This is a genomic window from Shinella sedimenti, assembly GCF_022601905.1.
GTDB classification, from domain to species: domain Bacteria; phylum Pseudomonadota; class Alphaproteobacteria; order Rhizobiales; family Rhizobiaceae; genus Shinella; species Shinella sedimenti.
Genome location: NZ_JAKVIN010000004.1, coordinates 291776 through 308775 on the forward strand (window position 1 = coordinate 291776; position 17000 = coordinate 308775).

Below are 17000 nucleotides of genomic sequence, written 5' to 3' on the forward strand. Positions count from 1 at the left end.
GGGACAAACCATGACAGCCACGATGTTCTTCGGCGCCTTTATGGCCGCCCTTCTCTACGTGCTCATTCCCGGACCGGCCTTCCTTGCGCTTCTCGGCATCGGGGCGGGGGACCTGCTATGGTCGGCGCTGGCGCTGGTCGCCATCGTCGGGGCGCGAACGATCGGCACGACGGTCTTCGACGTACTCGGTCTTCTGTGCGGTTTCTATCTGGCATGGATCGGCTGGTCGGCGCTGCGGGCAAAACCGCGGCAGGACGGCAGCGCGGTAATGACGGTGGAGCGGCCGCTGCGGCGTGGCCTCGTCTTCGGATTGACCAATCCGAAGGGTTATCCGGTCGCGCTGGCGACCTTCACGGCGCTGCTGGCGGGGTCCTCCAACGCGCTCGATTTTTCCGCGCTGCCGGGGCTGCTCGGCGTGTCCTTCTTCGGCTTCCTCGTGGCCGATGTCATCCTGATCGGGATCATCGGCGCGGGCCTGGTGCGGCGCTTCTATCGCCGGCATGAACTCGCCATCGTGCGCCTGTCGGGCCTTCTCTTCATGGGCTTCGCCGTTCAGGCCATATGGCACGCGGCGCCCGGGCTGCTTGGCTGGCGCAAGGCCTAGCCGGCCGCCACCGGGAAGCGGACCGTTACGCGTAGCCCGCGATCGTTTTCGCCGCTCTCCAGCGAAACCGTCGCATCGAACAGTGCGGCGATCTCCTCGACGATCGGCAGGCCGAGGCCCATGCCCGGTGCATCGCGATGTTCGCCTCGCGAGAACCGCTGGCGAACGAGCGGACGCCGTTCGGGTGGAATACCGGGTCCGTTGTCTTCCACCGCAAGCACGGCCGTATTCTCCGACTGCCGAACGCTGACCGTGACCTCCGCGCCGCGCCCGGCATAGGCGATGGCGTTTTCCACGAGGTTGCGCAGCAGTTCGCCGAACAGCAGCGGTTCTGCGCGCGCAAGCACGGGACCATCCCCCTCATAGCCAAGGTCGATGCCTGCATCCGCCGCCGACGGTACGCGGTCGGCGGTCAGTTGCTGGGCGAGGGCGGAAATGTCGATCGGCGCGGGGCGGCGGCGCTCGTTCGACCCGGCGGCGTCGACCTTCGCCATCAGGAGAAGCTGGGCGAGGATGCGTTCGGCATGGGCGACGGCGGCATCGCCCTTGCGCGCGGCCTCCTGGGCTTCGTCCAGCGTCGTGGCACGGCTGGCGAGCGCGAGCTGCGTGCGGATGATGGCGAGCGGCGTGCGCAGCTGGTGGCTGGCATTGCCGGAAAAATGGCGCAGCGCATCGAGCGCGGATTGCAGGCGCACCATGAAGGAATTGACGGTGTCGACCAGCCCCTGTACTTCGCTCGGCGCGCGCTGCTCGATCGGGTGGAGATCATCCGGGTTGCGCTCGGCGATGGCATCGCTCAGGCGATAGAGTGGCCGGAGCGACACAGTGACAGCGATCCACACGATGGCGGCGGCGCCCGCGATCATCATGGCGAGGCGCAGTGCCGAGCGGATGAGGATGGCCTGCGTCAACTGGCGGCGGGCGATGGTGGTTTCGGCGACCGTGACCGCGAAGGGGACGGAGTTGATGCCCGTCGACGCCGAGCGGTGAAGCACGGCGATGCGGATCGGCTCGCCGCGGAATGTGGCGTCCTGGAACCCCATCGACTGGCCTTCCGCCTGGGCGATGGTGGGCAGGTTCTGGTAGCCCGTGATGAACTGGCCCGGTGGACCGTCCACGCGGTAGAAGACCCGGTCCTGGGCCGCCGAGGTCAGCATTTCCAGCGCGACATAGGGAATATCCACCTCCAGCGCGCCGTTCTCCGTCACCACGACGCGTTCGGCAATGGCGAGCGCAGAACCGGCAAGCACGCGGTCTGAGACGGAATTCGCCGTCTTCACGGCCTCGCGGTAGGTATCGACGAGGGCGATGACGCCGATGACCGCTGTCGAGACGAGCAGCCAGGCCAGCAGGCGGCGCCGCAGCGAGGAGGCTGGCAAGAGGGTCAAGCGACGGTCGCCTTGTCGAGATAGTAGCCGATGCCGCGGGCCGTGCGCACCGTCAGGCCGTGCGGCGCGAGCCTTTTCCTGAGCCGGCTAACGTATTGCTCGATGGCGTTGGCGGAGAGATCGTCGTCGAAGGCGGCGAGGGACTGCATGATCGCCTCCTTGGCGACTACCTTGCCGGCGCGCAGGAAGAGGATTTCGAGCAGCCCGAGTTCGCGAGCGGGAATATCGAGCGGCGCGCCATCAGCGGAAAAGGTACGGGAATTGAGGTCGAACGCCACGCCGCCATAGGTGACGGCGGCAGACCGCAGCCCGGCCTGACGGCGCAGCAGCATACGCACGCGCGCCTCGAATTCCGAGATGTCGAAGGGCTTGATCATGTAGTCGTCGGCGCCGAGGTCGAGCCCGCGCACCCGTTCCTCCGGCGCGCCGCGGGCAGTGAGGATCATCACGGCCGCCTTGTTCTGGCGCGCGCGCATGGAGCGGAGGACATCGAGCCCGTCCATTTCCGGCAAGGTCAGGTCGAGCACAACGAGATCGAAGTTTTCTGTTGCGATGGCCGCATCGGCGGATGCACCGTCGCGCACCACATCCACGGCATGACCGGTCCCCTTGAGGATCGCGGACAGGCCGTCCGCCAGGGCTTCGTTGTCCTCGACCAGCAGAATGCGCACGTTTTGTCCTCCCGCGGCCAACGTAGCGGGCGGCGGCGGACTTGTGAACGGCCTTGCGCTTTGGCAAGGTCTTGCGATGCGCCTTGTCCTCGCCTTCCTGATGCTGCTTGCCATGATGCCGCGCGCCTTCGCGGAGGCTACGCTGTTTCCGGCCAGGGGCGGCAAAGCGGATGCGGCGGTTCTCGTCGTCTATTCCTCGCTCGACGAGCCGCTTGCCCGTCCGATGATCGCGGGCTTCCAGGCGGCCAATCCGGATGTGGCCGTGCGCTACGAGGAAATGCTGACCGGCGAGGTGCATGACCGGATCGTGCATGAGACGGATGCCGGCAAGAAGACCGCCGACTTCGCCTTCTCTTCGGCCATGGACCTGCAGGTGAAGCTGAGCAATGACGGCTATGCCCAGCGCAGCGACCTGCCGATGAGCGAACACTGGCCGCAATGGGCCAACTGGCGCAACACCGCCTACGCGTTGACCTTCGAGCCGGCCGTCTTCGTCTATCACAAGCCGAGCTTCAAGGACCGCAAACCGCCGGCCTCGCGCGCCGAATTCGTCGAATACCTGAAGAGCGAAGGCGAAGCGGTCTACGGCCGGATCGGCACCTACGACATCGAGCGCTCGGGCGTGGGCTTTCTCTTCATGGCGCGCGACCAGGAGCAGTTCGGCGATATCTGGACGGTGATCCGGGCGATGGGGGCAGCCGGGGTCAAACTCTATTCCACCAGTTCGGCCATTCTCGAGCGCGTGGCCGACGGGCGGTTCGTGCTCGGCTACAACATTCTCGGCTCCTATGCGGCGGACTGGGCCTCGCGCAATCCCAATGTCGGCATCGTGCTGCCGAAGGACTATACCGTCGTCATGTCGCGCATCGGCCTCGTGCCGCAGGCGGCGGCGTCTCCGGAACTCGGCCGGCGCTACCTTGCCTTCTTCATGTCGAAGCAGGGGCAGGAAATCCTGTCGCGCGAATTGCAGATCGCGGCCGTCAGCCCGGAGGTCTCCGGTTCCAATACCGCGCGCACCATGCGGGCCCTGCTCGGCGCGCAGCTGAAGCCCGTGCCGGTCAGTCCCGGTCTTATGGTCTATCTAGACCAGGTGAAGCGGGCGCGGCTCATTGCCCGCTGGAACGACGTGCTGCGCATGCAATAGGCTTTTGGGCGTCGCTGAAAGGCAGCGCGTGGCCATGTCAGGTAGATGTCAGCTTCCTGTGTTGGCTTAGGGGTCTTCCCATCCGTGGAGGCGGAGGGAAGACCGGGAGGAAAATTCTGTCGCAACGCGCCCGCCAGCGGGCGTGTGCCGCTCGTGGCTGCGCGTGTCCTCTCGCCAAGCAACGATATGCGCGTAAACCGCGCCTGACGGAGGACAGACCCTTGAAACATTTCTTCCTGGCATCCCTTATCGCCGGCGCCCTGGCGCTTCCGGCCGCGGCCGCCGACTACACGATCATCGCGCCGGCCGGTCCGGGCGGCGGCTGGGACCAGACGGCCCGTTCTATCCAGACCGTGTTGCAGGACGAGAAGATTTCCGGCAGCGTGCAGGTGGTGAACGTTCCGGGCGCCGGCGGCACGATCGGCCTTGCCCAGTTCGCCAGCCAGAACAACGGCAATCCGAACGCGCTCATTGTCGGCGGTTACGTCATGGTCGGCGCGATCCTCACCAACCAGTCGCCGGTAACGCTCAAGGACGTGACGCCGATCGCCCGCCTGACCGGCGAATATGAGGCGATCGTCGTTCCGGCCGCCTCGCCGATCCAGAATCTCGAAGACCTCGTCAAGGCGCTGAAGGCCGATCCGGGCGCGGTGTCCTGGGCAGGCGGCTCGGCCGGCGGCACGGACCACATCACGGCCGGCCTGATCGCCAAGGCGGCTGGCGTCGATCCGACCAAGATCAATTATGTCGCCTATGCCGGCGGCGGCGAGGCGCTTGCCGCGATCCTCGGCAACCAGGTGACAGCAGGCATTTCCGGCTACGGCGAGTTCGAGGCTCAGGTGAAGGCCGGTACTCTGCGCCTGATCGCCATTTCGAGCGCCGAGCGCATCGAGGGCATTGACGGGCCGACCCTCAAGGAAGGCGGCCTCGACGTCGTTGTTGAGAACTGGCGCATGATCGCGGCCGCCCCCGGCCTTTCGGACGAGCAGGTCGCGACCATCAATGGCGACATCGAGAAGTTGGTGAACTCCGCCGCCTGGAAGGACACGCTGAAGACCAAGGGCTGGCAGGACACGTATCTGGCCGGCGACGCTTTCAAGGAGCAGCTCGACAAGGACGTGGCCGCAACCGAAAGCATCCTCAAGGACATCGGGCTCGTCAAATGAGCGAGGTTCCGTCCTCTCACGCAAAGCGCCGCCCCGACCGGGCGGCGCTGTTCATCGCCCCGGTCCTGTTCGCTCTTGCCTGCGTCATTTGGTGGGATGCCGGCCGGCTTGCGGAAGTGACCAACTATTCGCGCATCGGCCCCGCCACGGTGCCACATGTCGTCGCGATCGGGCTGGCGCTGCTCGCCGTGTGGACGGCCTTCGAGGCCTGGCGCGGGGATTTTCCCGAGCGCGAGCCCATCGAGGTGCAGCCGGTCGTGATGATCGTCGCGGGCCTTGCCGGGCAGATGCTGCTCCTGAAGACTGCCGGCTTCTCCATCGCCACAGGCGTGCTCTTCGCGCTGACTGCCTTCGGTTTCGGCCGGCGCAAGCTCTGGATTTCCCTGCCGATCGGCATTGCGCTGAGCTTCGTCATCTACGTGATCTTCGGCCGCTTCCTGCAACTCTCGCTGCCCGCCGGGCCGCTCGAACACCTGTTCTTCTGAGGGCCTGGCGATGAATACATTCGAATTCCTCCTGCAGGGGCTGATCATCGCCGCCCAGCCGATGAACTTGCTCTATGCGCTGATCGGCGTAACACTCGGCACGGCGGTCGGCGTACTGCCCGGGATCGGCCCGGCGCTGACGGTCGCCCTGCTTCTGCCCGTCACCTACAAGCTCGATCCGGCCGGATCACTCATCATGTTCGCCGGCATCTATTACGGCGGCATGTATGGCGGCTCGACCACTTCGATCCTGCTCAACACGCCGGGGGAAAGCGCTTCCGTCGTCACCGCGCTCGAAGGCAACAAGATGGCGCGTGCGGGCCGCGGCGGGCCGGCGCTGGCCACGGCCGCCATCGGCTCCTTCGTCGCAGGCCTCATCGCCACGCTCGGCCTTGCCTTCATCGCGCCCTTCGTCGTGAAGTTCGCGCTCTCCTTCGGGCCGCGCGAGTATTTTGCGCTGATGGTGCTGGCCTTCGTGACGGTGTCGGCGGCGTTCGGCGATTCCACCCTGCGCGGTCTGACGGCGCTCTTCGTCGGGCTCGGCCTTGCCGTGATCGGCATCGACCAGCAGACCGGGCAGGCGCGCCTCTCCTTCGGCGTTCCCGACCTGCTCGACGGTATCGAGGTGACGACGCTGGCCGTGGCCATGTTCGCCATCGGCGAGACACTTTTCGTCGCCTGTCAGGGCAACCGCATCCCAGAGAAGGTGGAGGCGGTGAAGGGCTCGGTCTGGATGAATGCGCAGGACTGGGCGCGCTCCTGGAAACCCTGGCTGCGCGGCACCGCGATCGGCTTCCCCATCGGCGCCATGCCGGCCGGCGGGGCGGATATTGCGAGCTTCTTGTCCTATTCCACGGAGCGGCAGTTTTCCAAGCACAAGGACGAGTTCGGCAAGGGCGCGATCGAGGGCGTGGCGGGGCCGGAAGCGGCCAACAACGCCTCGGCCGCCGGAACGCTCGTGCCGCTCTTGTCGCTCGGCCTGCCGACGACTGCGACGGCGGCCATTATGCTCGCCGGCTTCCAGCAATACGGCCTTCAGCCCGGCCCGCTCTTGTTTGCGACCAATCCGCAGCTCGTCTGGGGCCTGATCGCCAGCCTGCTCATTGCCAATTTCATGCTGCTGGTGCTGAACCTGCCGCTGATTGGCCTGTGGGTGAAGCTGCTGACCATTCCCAAGCCGTGGCTCTATGCCGGCATTCTGCTGTTTGCGACGCTTGGCACCATCGGCGCTAATCCGTCGGTCTTCGAACTCGGCATGCTTCTCGTGTTCGGCCTCCTCGGCTTTGCCATGCGGCTGTTCGGCTATCCGATCGCGCCTGTCGTCGTCGGCCTGATCCTCGGGCCGATGGCCGAACAGCAGCTGCGCCGCGCGCTGGCGATCAGCCAGGGCGACGTGACGTCGCTCTTCATGTCGCCCATCGCGGCCGTGCTGTTCGGGCTCGCTGTCCTTGCGGTGGTCGTGCCGCTCGTTCTGCGGGCGCGGGGCAAGGGCGAAGTCCTCTCGCAGTTTGCGGCAAACGAAGACTGAAGTTTTTCTTCCACCGTTGAAAACAATGCAGGCCGGGAACCGTGTTTCCGGCCTGCGCTCGTTGCATGGCTGGGCTGAGAAAGCGGCTGTTGTACTTTCACGCGAAAAGCATCATCTACAGCGCGTAAGCTAAAACAGAAAGCGAGCAATACAATGACTTCCCTCCGCAATTCCTTCGCCCAGGGCTTTTTCGGCCGGGCCTTCGCCGTCCTGAGCGCTGCCAACGCAGCCGCTGCGGCCGTTGAAGGGCACCGCCGCCCGAAGGAACGCGACCTGAAGACGCTGGGCATCAATCCCATCGACTTCCCCCGCGTCTAACGCTTAAATAATCCCCGAACGAAAAGGCCCGCTGGTCGCAAGACCGGCGGGCCTTCTGTATTTGGTGTTGCTTTTTCTCTACTTGAGAAAGCCGGCCGTCCGAACGGCCGGCTGCCATCGTCAGGCGTTCTCGCCGAGCTGGGTCGCCACGCGGTCGGAGACGGAGGCATTGGCATGGTGCTCCAGCGCCCGTTCGCGCCTGTTGTAGCGGATCGAGGACCAGAGCGAGATGCCGATGAGCGTCGCGCCGCCCAGACCCGTGATGACCTCGGGAATGTGCACCAGCGTCTGGCAGTACATGACCACCGACAGGATCAGGATCGCATAGAACGCGCCGTGCTCCAGATATCGGTATTCCGCAAGCGTGCCCTTCTCCACCAGCATGATGGTCATCGAGCGCACATACATGGCGCCGATCCCGAGACCGATAGCGATGATGAACAGGTTCTGGGTCAGCGCGAAGGCGCCGATGACGCCGTCGAAGGAGAAGCTGGCGTCCAGCACTTCCAAGTAGATGAACGCGCCCAGACCGCCCTTGGCGGCTTCAGACATTGCCTTCTGCGAAGCATCGAGCAGGCCGCCGATGACTTCCACCGCCAGGAAGGTCAGGAGACCGTAGATGGCGGAAAAGACGAAGGTATTGGCATCCTCGCCATCGAGCAGCCGCGAGAACAGAACGATGAGCAGCAGCACGAAGGCGATCTCGATGCCCTTGACGGTCGCCGAGCGGGCCATGTGCTTCTCGATGAAGCCGATCCAGTGCACGTCCTTCTCATGGTTGAAGAAGTAGGTGAGGCCGACCATCATCAGGAAGGTGCCGCCAAAGGCTGCGATGGGCAGGTGCGCGTCATTCATGATGCGGGCATATTCCGCAGGCTCGCGGGCAGCGAGGATGAGCGCGTCGATCGGGCCGATACCGGCGGCGATGACGACGATCAGAAGCGGGAAGACGATGCGCATGCCGAAGACGGCGATGAGAATGCCCCAGGTCAGGAACCGGCGTTGCCAGAGCGGGGTCATGTCCTTGAGCTTGTTGGCATTCACGATGGCGTTGTCGAAGGAGAGCGAGATTTCAAGCACCGCCAGGACCGCGCAGATGAAGAAGACGGTCGCCATGCCGGCGAGCGTGCCTTCGGTCTGCCATCCCAGCCACGCGCCGAGCGCGAGACCGATGACGGTCGAGATCAGAGCCCATTTGAGATAGGAAAGTGTGGTCTTGCCTTCGCCGGTGCCGATCATGACAGCGCCTCCATCTTCGTGGAGGTAAGCGAAGTGACGTTGCGCATACCACGACGGGCATGCGGGTGAGGCATGGTGAGATTATTCATGTGCGTATGAATCCGCCGGCTGATTGCTGGCGGTACCGACATCACGAGAGCGCCGTAAAAACTCTCGCCAGAGGGGCCCGGCACCAGGGTTCGCCGCGGCAAACGATGTCAAAGGACCGCGGGTAGGGCTGTTTTCACCGAAGTTGCCCTCCGCGTCAAGATGCAGCGTGCCGCAGGCCAACAAACGCGCCTTTGCGTCTTTCGTTCCCCGATTTTGCATCGGCACCCTGTACCAACGCCCCCGTCCATTCCTATATTCGCCGCACGCTGATTTGCCAGAAAGGAACTTCCATGACCGAAACGTCGATCGATCCCGCCCTCGTCGAGTGGACCGGCCTCAATGGCCTGCCGCGGTTCGATCTGGTCAAGGACGATGCCTTTGCCGCAAGCTTCGACGCCGCACTCGCCGCCCATGAAGCGGAAATCGACGCGATTGCCAACAATCCGGATGTGCCGACCTTCGAGAACACGGTCGTGGCGCTGGAGACCGCGGGCGACGCGCTTTCGCGCGTTTCCGCGCTGTTCTGGAGCCGTGCGGGCGCCAATACCAACGACACGATCCAGACCCTGGAGCGCGCGATCGCACCGAAGATGTCGCGCCACTATTCCAAGATCGGCACCAATGCTGCCCTCTTCAAGCGCATCGATGCGCTGTGGGAAGGACGCGCCGGTCTCAATCTCTCGCTTGAGCAGGTGCGCGTGCTGGAGCGGCACTGGAAAGGCTTCGTGAAATCGGGCGCCAAGCTCGAGAAGCCTGAACAGGCCCGGCTTTCCACGATCAACGAGACGCTGGCGGGGCTTGGCGCGAAATTCGGCCAGAACGTGCTTGCCGACGAGAAGAACTGGGTGCTCTTCCTCGACGAGGGCGAGGCACTCGACGGCCTGCCGGATTTCCTGAAGGACGCGATGGCAGCGGCGGCCCGCGAACGCGGCGAGGATGGGCGCTATGCCGTCACGCTGTCGCGCTCGATCATCGAACCGTTCCTGACCTTTTCCGCCCGCCGGGAGTTGCGCGAGCAGGCGTTCCGGGCGTGGGTGGCGCGCGGCGAGAATGCCGGCGAGACGGACAATCTCGGCATCGTGAAGGACACGCTGGCGCTTCGCTCCGAAAAGGCGGGGTTGCTCGGCTACGAAAACTTTGCTGCCCTGAAGCTCGACAACACCATGGCCAAGACGCCCGAGGCGGTAAACGGCCTGCTCATGCAGGTCTGGGAAAAGGCCGTGGCGCGGGCGCGCGAGGAGGAAGCGGAACTGGCCGACCTCATCGCGGAGGAGGGGCGCAACCACGAGGTCATGCCTTGGGACTGGCGTTATTACGCCGAAAAGCTGCGCGCCAAGAAATTCAATTTCTCGGAGGCCGAGCTGAAGCCCTATCTCCAGCTGGAGAAGATCATCGACGCCTGCTTCGATGTCGCAGAGCGCCTGTTCGGCATTCGCGCCGTCGAGAAGAAGGGCGTGCCGGTCTATCATCCCGATGTGCGCGTCTTCGAGATCCGCGACCGGGACGACAGGCTGGTCGCGATGTTCCTTGGGGACTACTTCGCCCGCTCCTCGAAGCGGTCAGGTGCCTGGATGAGCTCCTACCAGAGCCAGCATCGCCTGCCGTTGGCGAACGGTTCGGTCGGCGAGATCCCGATCATCTACAATGTCTGCAATTTCGCGAAGCCTGCCGAGGGCAAGCCAGCGCTTTTGTCGCTCGACGATGCGCGCACGCTGTTCCACGAATTCGGCCATGCGTTGCACGGCATGTTATCCGATGTCACATATCCCTCGGTCTCCGGCACCGGCGTTTCGCGCGATTTCGTGGAACTGCCCTCGCAGCTTTACGAACACTGGCTGACGGTGCCGGAAATCCTGACGCGCTATGCGGTGCACTACCAGACCGGCGAGCCGATGCCGCAGGCCCTGCTCGACAAGGTTCTTGCCGCGCGCACCTTCAATTCCGGTTTCGCGACGGTGGAGTTCACCTCCTCGGCGCTGGTGGATATGGCTTTCCATACCCGGGGACCGGTCGAGGATCCGATGGCGGTGCAGGCTGAGGTGCTGGATAAGATCGGCCTGCCGAAATCCATCGTCATGCGCCATGCCACGCCGCACTTCCAGCACGGCTTCTCCGGCGACGGCTATTCGGCCGGCTACTATTCCTACATGTGGTCGGAAGTGCTGGATGCCGATGCCTTCTCCGCCTTCACCGAGACGGGCGATGCCTTCAACCCGCAAATGGCGGAACGGCTGAAGACCTATATCTACTCCGTTGGCGGTTCGGTGGACCCGGAAGACGCCTACAAGGCCTTCCGCGGTAAACTGCCGAGCCCCGAGGCCATGCTGGAGAAGAAGGGGCTCGCCGCTTGAGGGCGCTGTAATTTGTGATGAGGGACTGTGACACCGGAGACCGCCGCCGTCATCGTCCCGTCACCAAAGCTTAGGTGAAACGTCATCGTGCCGTTACCGGGCTGACATGCCCCGGACCGAAGGTCTGCCCGTCGATTCGCGGGTATGGCCGGAGGTGGCATGGCGATTGTTCCGGAAACGCTGACGCGGCGGTCGTTTCTTCTGACTGCCGGCGCCGGTGCGCTTGCAACCTCATCGGCGCTTGCCGTTCCCTTCTATGCGCGCCGGCATGGCAGCCCTTCCTTTTCCCATGGCGTACAGTCGGGTGACGTCGATTGCGCGTCCGGCGTGGTCTGGGCGCGTACGGACCGTCCGTCCGAGGTATTGCTGGAATATTCGACCACGGAGAGCTTCACCGATGCCGCGCGCATGCCGCTGCTCGACGCGACCGGTGCCTCCGACCACACCGTCAAGGCGCTGCTGCGGGATCTGTTGCCGGATCAGGATATCTTCTACCGGTTCACGGCGAGCGATCCTTATTCCAGCCACCTCGTGTCGGAGCCGATCGTCGGGCGTTTCCGCACCGCGCCGATGCGCGACCGCTCGGTGCGCTTCGTCTGGTCGGGCGATACGGCGGGGCAGGGCTGGGGCATCGACGATGTCGGCATGAAGACCTATTCGACCATGCTGCGCCACGAGCCGGATTTCTTCATCCATTCCGGCGACACGATCTATGCCGATGGGCCGATCCCCGACGAAATCACGCTGCGGGACGGCGGCGTGTGGAAGAACCGCATCGTCACCGACGAGAAGCGCGATGTGGCGCGCACGCTGGACGAATTCCGTGGCCAGTGGAAATACAATCTGCTCGACGACCACCTGCTCGCCTTCAACAGTCAGTGCCCGACCTTTTTCCAGTGGGACGACCACGAGGTTCTGAACAACTGGTCGGCATCCAGCGATCTGACCGGCGACCGGCGCTATCCGGACAAGGACATTCACGTCTACGAGGCGCGGGCGCGGCAGGCCTTTCAAGAAATGACGACGATCCGCTATTGCGCGGAGGAGCCCGGCCGCATCTTCCGCAAGGTGGCCTATGGTCCGCTGCTCGATGTGTTCTTCGTCGACCTGCGCTCCTACCGCAGCGCCAACCGCTCGGCGGCGGATCATGATCTGTTCGGCCCGCGACAGGCGGCCTGGTTGCGCCGGGAACTGGCAGCGTCGCGCGCGACGTGGAAGGTGATCGCCTGCGACATGCCGCTCGGCCTCGTCATCTGGGACGACTACACCAAAAGCGTAGGCTTCGAGGGCGTGGCGGACGGACTGAACGGCCCGCCGGCCGGACGCGAGCGCGACATTGCCGATCTGCTCACCTTCATGCGGGACAACGCGATCCATAATGTCGTGTGGCTGACGGCGGATGTGCATTATACCGCAGCCCACCACTACGACCCGTCGCGCGCGGTCTTCAAGGACTTCCTTCCGTTCTGGGAGTTCATCTCGGGCCCGCTGCATTCCGGCACCTACGGGCCAAAGCCGCTCGACCGGACCTTCGGGCCGGAGGTGCGTTTCATCAAATCTTCCAAAGGCGGGATCGACAGCAACCTGCCGCCGTCCGCGGGCCTCCAGTTCTTCGGCCTCGTCGACATTCATGGTGCAAGCCGCGAGATGACGGTGCGCCTCATGGACAGGGAAGATCAGGAGCTCTGGCGCATCACGCTGCCGCCCGTGCTCTCCTCCTGAAGGCGCGCGAATGCCGGAAATGCAACGGAGTTGCGGACCGCCCCTTTCGCAATTGCGGAAAAACATGTAAGAGCCCGCCCATTGAAGACGGTGCCCTCATTTTGCGCGCGCCCCTTAACCTCAGAGATTAAACCATGTCCATCCGCAATATCGCGATCATCGCGCACGTCGACCATGGCAAGACCACGCTCGTCGATGAGCTCCTGAAGCAGTCCGGCACGTTCCGTGAAAACCAGCGCGTCGCTGAACGCGTCATGGACTCGAACGACATTGAAAAAGAACGCGGCATCACCATCCTCGCCAAGGCCACGTCGGTCGAGTGGAAGGGCGTTCGCATCAACATTGTCGACACCCCCGGCCACGCCGACTTCGGCGGCGAAGTCGAACGCATCCTCTCGATGGTGGACGGCGCGATCGTTCTCGTCGACTCGTCGGAAGGCCCGATGCCGCAGACCAAGTTCGTGGTCGGCAAGGCCCTCAAGGTCGGTCTCAAGCCGATCGTCGCGATCAACAAGATCGACCGTCCGGATGGCCGTCACGAGGAAGTGCTGAACGAGGTCTTCGACCTGTTCGCCAATCTCGACGCCACCGACGAACAGCTCGACTTCCCGATCCTCTACGGTTCGGGCCGTAACGGCTGGATGAACGTCAACCCCGAGGGACCGCAGGACGAAGGCATGGCCCCGCTGCTCGACCTCGTGCTCAAGCACGTTCCCGAGCCGACGGTCGCCGAAGGTCCGTTCCGCATGATCGGCACGATCCTCGAAGCCAGCCCCTTCCTCGGCCGCATCATCACCGGCCGCGTCCATTCCGGCTCGATCAAGCCGAACCAGGCCGTCAAGGTTCTCGGCCAGGACGGCAAGCTCATCGAAACCGGCCGTATCTCGAAGATCCTCGCCTTCCGCGGCATCGAGCGCACCGCGATCGACGAAGCGCATGCAGGCGACATCGTCGCCATTGCCGGTCTCTCCAAGGGCACGGTCGCCGACACGTTCTGCGACCCGTCTGTCTCTGAAGCGCTGACGGCGCAGCCGATCGACCCGCCGACCGTCACCATGTCCTTCATCGTCAACGACAGTCCGCTTGCCGGCACGGAAGGCGACAAGGTGACGAGCCGCGTCATCCGCGACCGTCTGTTCAAGGAAGCCGAAGGTAACGTCGCGCTCAAGATCGAAGAAGCAGAAGGCAAGGATTCGTTCTACGTTTCCGGTCGCGGCGAACTTCAGCTCGCCGTTCTCATCGAGACCATGCGCCGCGAAGGTTTCGAACTGGCCGTTTCGCGTCCGCGCGTCGTCATGCACAAGGACGAGAACGGCAACACACTGGAGCCGATCGAGGAAGTCGTCATCGACGTCGATGAGGAGCATTCCGGCGTCGTCGTGCAGAAGATGTCCGAGCGCAAGGCCGAGATGACGGAACTGCGTCCGTCGGGCGGCAACCGCGTTCGCCTGAAGTTCCTGGCGCCGACCCGCGGCCTGATCGGCTACCAGTCGGAACTTCTCACCGATACGCGCGGCACGGCTGTCATGAACCGCCTGTTCCACGACTACCAGCCCTACAAGGGCACGATCGGTGGCCGCGTCAATGGCGTGCTGCTGTCGAACGGTTCGGGCGAAGCCGTCGCCTATGCCATGTTCAACCTCGAAGACCGCGGCCCGATGATCATCGAGCCGGGCGAAAAGGTCTATGCGGGCATGATCATCGGCATCCACACCCGCGATAACGACCTCGAGGTCAACGTATTGAAGGGCAAGCAGCTCACCAACATCCGCGCTGCCGGCAAGGATGAAGCCGTGAAGCTGACCCCGCCGATCCGCATGACGCTCGACCGCGCGCTGTCGTGGATCCAGGACGACGAGTTGATGGAAGTGACGCCGAAGTCCATCCGTCTGCGCAAGATGTTCCTCGATGCCAACGACCGGAAGCGATTCGACAAGCAGCGTGCGTCCGGCGCGGCCTGATCGCTCCTTCCCGTATCGAGACACTTTGAACCCCGGCCTTCGCGCCGGGGTTTTTCATGTGTGTGCCATACTTTTACGGCTTGTGACGTTTGTTAAAAATGCGTTAACTTTTCCTTGCGCCGTCCGGAACTCGGCTGTGGGCAATGCATGCCTTCAGGTCTTGCGGGATTCCGGTCGAGTCGGCGCAGGAATATGAGTGGTGTTATGAAGACACTGTCGATCGACGTGCGGCGCGCCGAGCCGCAGGACGCACGCGCGATATCCGAAACGCATCGGATCTCGTGGCTGCAGGCCTATGCCGGCCTCATTCCGCACAAGCCGCTGATCCAGATGGTCGACCGCCGTGGCGAGACATGGTGGCGCAAGGCGACCCGTGGCCCGGCCACGCTGCTGGTGCTGGATGTGGCGGGAACGGTCGCGGGCTATGCAACGCTTGGCCTCAACCGCGCCCGCGCGCTCCCCCAGGAAGGGGAAATCTACGAAATCTACCTGCGGCCGGAATATCAGGGCATCGGCCTTGGCCGGCAGCTTTTCGGCGAGGCGAAGCTGCTGCTCAAGTCGCTGGGCTGCAAGGGCCTCATCGTCTGGTGCCTGGAAGACAGCGACCATGCCTATCGGTTCTTCCGGTCGTCCGGCGGTCGAGACATCGCCGAGGGCATGGAGAATTTCGGCGAAAAGGACCTCAAGAAGGTCGGCTTCGTCTGGCCCTAGGCTTCGACTACTCCGCAGCACCGGGCAGGTAGCGCATCGGCTGCTCTGAAAACTTTCCCTGTTTGCCGCGCCACTCCGGCTGCGACGTTCCGCAAATAAAACCGGCGGCCTTTTCGTCCGCGATTTCGCGGGCCAGCGCGTTGGCGTCCTTGTTTTCGAGCGCATCGACATAGCCAACGACGCAGCTTCTCGGGTTCGTTGCCGTCGCAATCGTGGAGACGACGAGGATCTGGCCGTAGCGGGTATCGGTGCTATCGGTCTGTTCGGGGTCGGCCACGAACCAGCGCGCGATGGCGGCGATAGGGGTGCCGTCGGCACTCAGCCGCCACTCGATCTTCGCGCCCGTATGGTTGAATGGTCCAAAGGTCTCGAAGGCCTCGTCGAGATAGGGCTTGCCGATTGGCCCATAGGCCTGGCTCTGCCGCAGGTCCCCTTCCTTGAAATAGACGGAGAGGTCTTTGTAGCCGGCGCATTGCAGCGTAATGCTCGGGCCTTCATTCTCCTGCGCAATCGTCTCGCAGGCATCGAGATTGCGGTCCGTATAGGCGCTTTCATTGGCGTTTGCGACAACGGCACTGCCGGCGGCGAGCGCGGCGGAAAGAACAAGGGGCATCAGGCGCATCGGTATCCTCCGGTCACGGGAAAGACGGGGCACGGGCCCGGTCTATTCGGCTTCGGCGAAAGTCATGTTGCGCCGCAGCGGGATTCGCATTAGGAAGCCCGCAAATCATTGCTTTTCCAATCGAGGGAGCCCCCCATGCGTATCGATGCGATTTCCGTTGGCAAGAACCCGCCTGATGACGTGAACGTGATTGTCGAGGTGCCGGTCGGCGGTCATCCGATCAAGTACGAGATGGACAAGGATGCCGGCGCGCTTGTCGTCGACCGTTTCCTTTATACGCCGATGACCTATCCGGGCAATTACGGCTTCGTACCGCACACGCTTTCGGAAGACGGCGACCCGATCGACGTTCTCATCTGCAACACGCGTCCGCTCATCCCGGGCTGCGTCATCAACGTGCGCCCGATTGGCGTCATGGTCATGGAAGACGATGGCGGCCAGGACGAGAAGATCATCGCCGTGCCGGTGCCGAAGCTGACGCGCCGCTACGACAAGGTCGAGAACTACACCGACCTGCCGGAAATCACGCTGAAGCAGATCGAGCATTTCTTCGAGCACTACAAGGATCTGGAGCCCGGCAAGTGGGTAAAGATCGGCGGCTGGCAGGACGTGACCGTCGCCAAGAAGCTGATCCTCGAAGCCGTCGAGCGCTATAACGCGCAGAAGTAAGGCTCAGCCCCGTACGGCGGTCTCCAGCCTCGAAATGATATCCTCCGGGTCGCCCTCGATCCGGAGGATTTTCTTTCTCTGGGTATCGCCGCTCAGAAGGTTTACGGCGGACTTCGCCACGCCCGACGTTTTGGCAATAAGCGCGATCAGCGCCTTGTTGGCCTTGCCCTTGTCGGGTGGGTCGCTCACCCTCGCCTTGAGATAACTTTCGCCGTCGGCGCCGGTTTCCCAGCCGTCGACCGCATCGCGCCCGCCGTTCGGCGTCAGCCGTACCGACAGGCGCACATGGTCGTCGTGGCGCCGGATCGCGGCGCCGGGCGCGACGGTCACG

At 63.9% G+C, this 17000-nt stretch carries 16 protein-coding genes; 11 read left to right on the plus strand and 5 right to left on the minus strand.

Annotation, left to right across the window (positions count from 1 at the left end; all coding sequences use genetic code 11):
• Positions 1–10 precede the first annotated feature (10 nt).
• Complete coding sequence (locus MKI86_RS11585; RefSeq protein WP_241601046.1) at positions 11–604, plus strand: LysE family translocator; 594 nt, start codon at positions 11–13, stop codon at positions 602–604.
• Here MKI86_RS11585 and MKI86_RS11590 read toward each other — a convergent pair.
• Positions 601–1983, minus strand: coding sequence for a sensor histidine kinase (locus MKI86_RS11590; RefSeq protein WP_370879958.1), 1383 nt, complete (start codon positions 1981–1983; stop codon positions 601–603). The genes MKI86_RS11585 and MKI86_RS11590 overlap by 4 nt on opposite strands.
• 5 nt (positions 1984–1988) lie before the next feature.
• Entirely contained in the window at positions 1989–2663 is a 675-nt protein-coding gene (locus MKI86_RS11595; protein ID WP_134649296.1) for a response regulator, read from the minus strand.
• A gap of 100 nt (positions 2664–2763) precedes the next feature.
• On the opposite strand from MKI86_RS11595, the gene MKI86_RS11600 reads away from it, so the two are divergent.
• From MKI86_RS11600 to MKI86_RS11620, 5 genes are all read left to right on the plus strand, one after another.
• Complete coding sequence (locus MKI86_RS11600; RefSeq protein ID WP_370879959.1) at positions 2764–3807, plus strand: ABC transporter substrate-binding protein; 1044 nt, start codon at positions 2764–2766, stop codon at positions 3805–3807.
• 221 nt (positions 3808–4028) lie between these two features.
• Complete coding sequence (locus tag MKI86_RS11605; protein WP_241601049.1) at positions 4029–4973, plus strand: Bug family tripartite tricarboxylate transporter substrate binding protein; 945 nt, start codon at positions 4029–4031, stop codon at positions 4971–4973.
• Positions 4970–5458: a tripartite tricarboxylate transporter TctB family protein gene (locus tag MKI86_RS11610; protein ID WP_241601050.1), complete on the plus strand. Its 489-nt coding sequence runs from the start codon at positions 4970–4972 to the stop codon at positions 5456–5458. Before MKI86_RS11605 ends, MKI86_RS11610 begins: the two co-directional genes overlap by 4 nt.
• Positions 5459–5468: 10 nt before the next feature.
• The gene (locus tag MKI86_RS11615; RefSeq protein WP_241601051.1) at positions 5469–6986 is read left to right on the plus strand and encodes a tripartite tricarboxylate transporter permease; all 1518 of its coding nucleotides are present in this window, start codon (positions 5469–5471) and stop codon (positions 6984–6986) included.
• Positions 6987–7139: 153 nt separating this feature from the next.
• Entirely contained in the window at positions 7140–7304 is a 165-nt protein-coding gene (locus MKI86_RS11620) for a hypothetical protein (protein WP_241601052.1), read from the plus strand.
• Positions 7305–7424: 120 nt separating this feature from the next.
• Here the strand turns inward: MKI86_RS11620 and MKI86_RS11625 are convergent, their stop codons facing one another.
• Positions 7425–8543: a DUF475 domain-containing protein gene (locus MKI86_RS11625; RefSeq protein ID WP_241601053.1), complete on the minus strand. Its 1119-nt coding sequence runs from the start codon at positions 8541–8543 to the stop codon at positions 7425–7427.
• Positions 8544–8923: 380 nt separating this feature from the next.
• Here MKI86_RS11625 and MKI86_RS11630 point away from each other — a divergent pair, with 380 nt between their 5' ends.
• The 4 genes from MKI86_RS11630 to MKI86_RS11645 all read left to right on the plus strand — a co-directional run bounded on the left by MKI86_RS11630 (position 8924) and on the right by MKI86_RS11645 (position 15378).
• Positions 8924–10984 (plus strand): M3 family metallopeptidase, encoded by a 2061-nt coding sequence (locus tag MKI86_RS11630; RefSeq protein WP_241601054.1) that lies wholly within the window; start codon positions 8924–8926, stop codon positions 10982–10984.
• A 159-nt stretch (positions 10985–11143) separates the two neighbouring features.
• Positions 11144–12706 carry an alkaline phosphatase D family protein gene (locus MKI86_RS11635; protein WP_241601055.1) on the plus strand — a complete coding sequence of 521 codons (1563 nt, stop codon included), beginning with the start codon at positions 11144–11146 and terminating at the stop codon, positions 12704–12706.
• Positions 12707–12840: 134 nt separating this feature from the next.
• Positions 12841–14667 (plus strand): translational GTPase TypA, encoded by a 1827-nt coding sequence (typA, locus tag MKI86_RS11640; protein WP_241601056.1) that lies wholly within the window; start codon positions 12841–12843, stop codon positions 14665–14667.
• Between the two features lie 204 nt (positions 14668–14871).
• Positions 14872–15378, plus strand: coding sequence for a GNAT family N-acetyltransferase (locus MKI86_RS11645; RefSeq protein ID WP_241601057.1), 507 nt, complete (start codon positions 14872–14874; stop codon positions 15376–15378).
• 7 nt (positions 15379–15385) lie between these two features.
• Here the strand turns inward: MKI86_RS11645 and MKI86_RS11650 are convergent, their stop codons facing one another.
• Positions 15386–16000 carry a hypothetical protein gene (locus MKI86_RS11650; protein WP_241601058.1) on the minus strand — a complete coding sequence of 205 codons (615 nt, stop codon included), beginning with the start codon at positions 15998–16000 and terminating at the stop codon, positions 15386–15388.
• A gap of 135 nt (positions 16001–16135) precedes the next feature.
• Between MKI86_RS11650 and ppa the strand changes: the two genes are divergently transcribed.
• Positions 16136–16669 (plus strand): inorganic diphosphatase, encoded by a 534-nt coding sequence (gene ppa / locus MKI86_RS11655; RefSeq protein WP_134649307.1) that lies wholly within the window; start codon positions 16136–16138, stop codon positions 16667–16669.
• A 3-nt stretch (positions 16670–16672) separates the two neighbouring features.
• On the opposite strand, the gene MKI86_RS11660 is transcribed toward ppa, so the two are convergent.
• Positions 16673–16999, minus strand: a complete 327-nt coding sequence (locus MKI86_RS11660) for a DUF167 domain-containing protein (RefSeq protein ID WP_241601059.1) — start codon at positions 16997–16999, stop codon at positions 16673–16675.
• Position 17000: the final 1 nt, after the last annotated feature.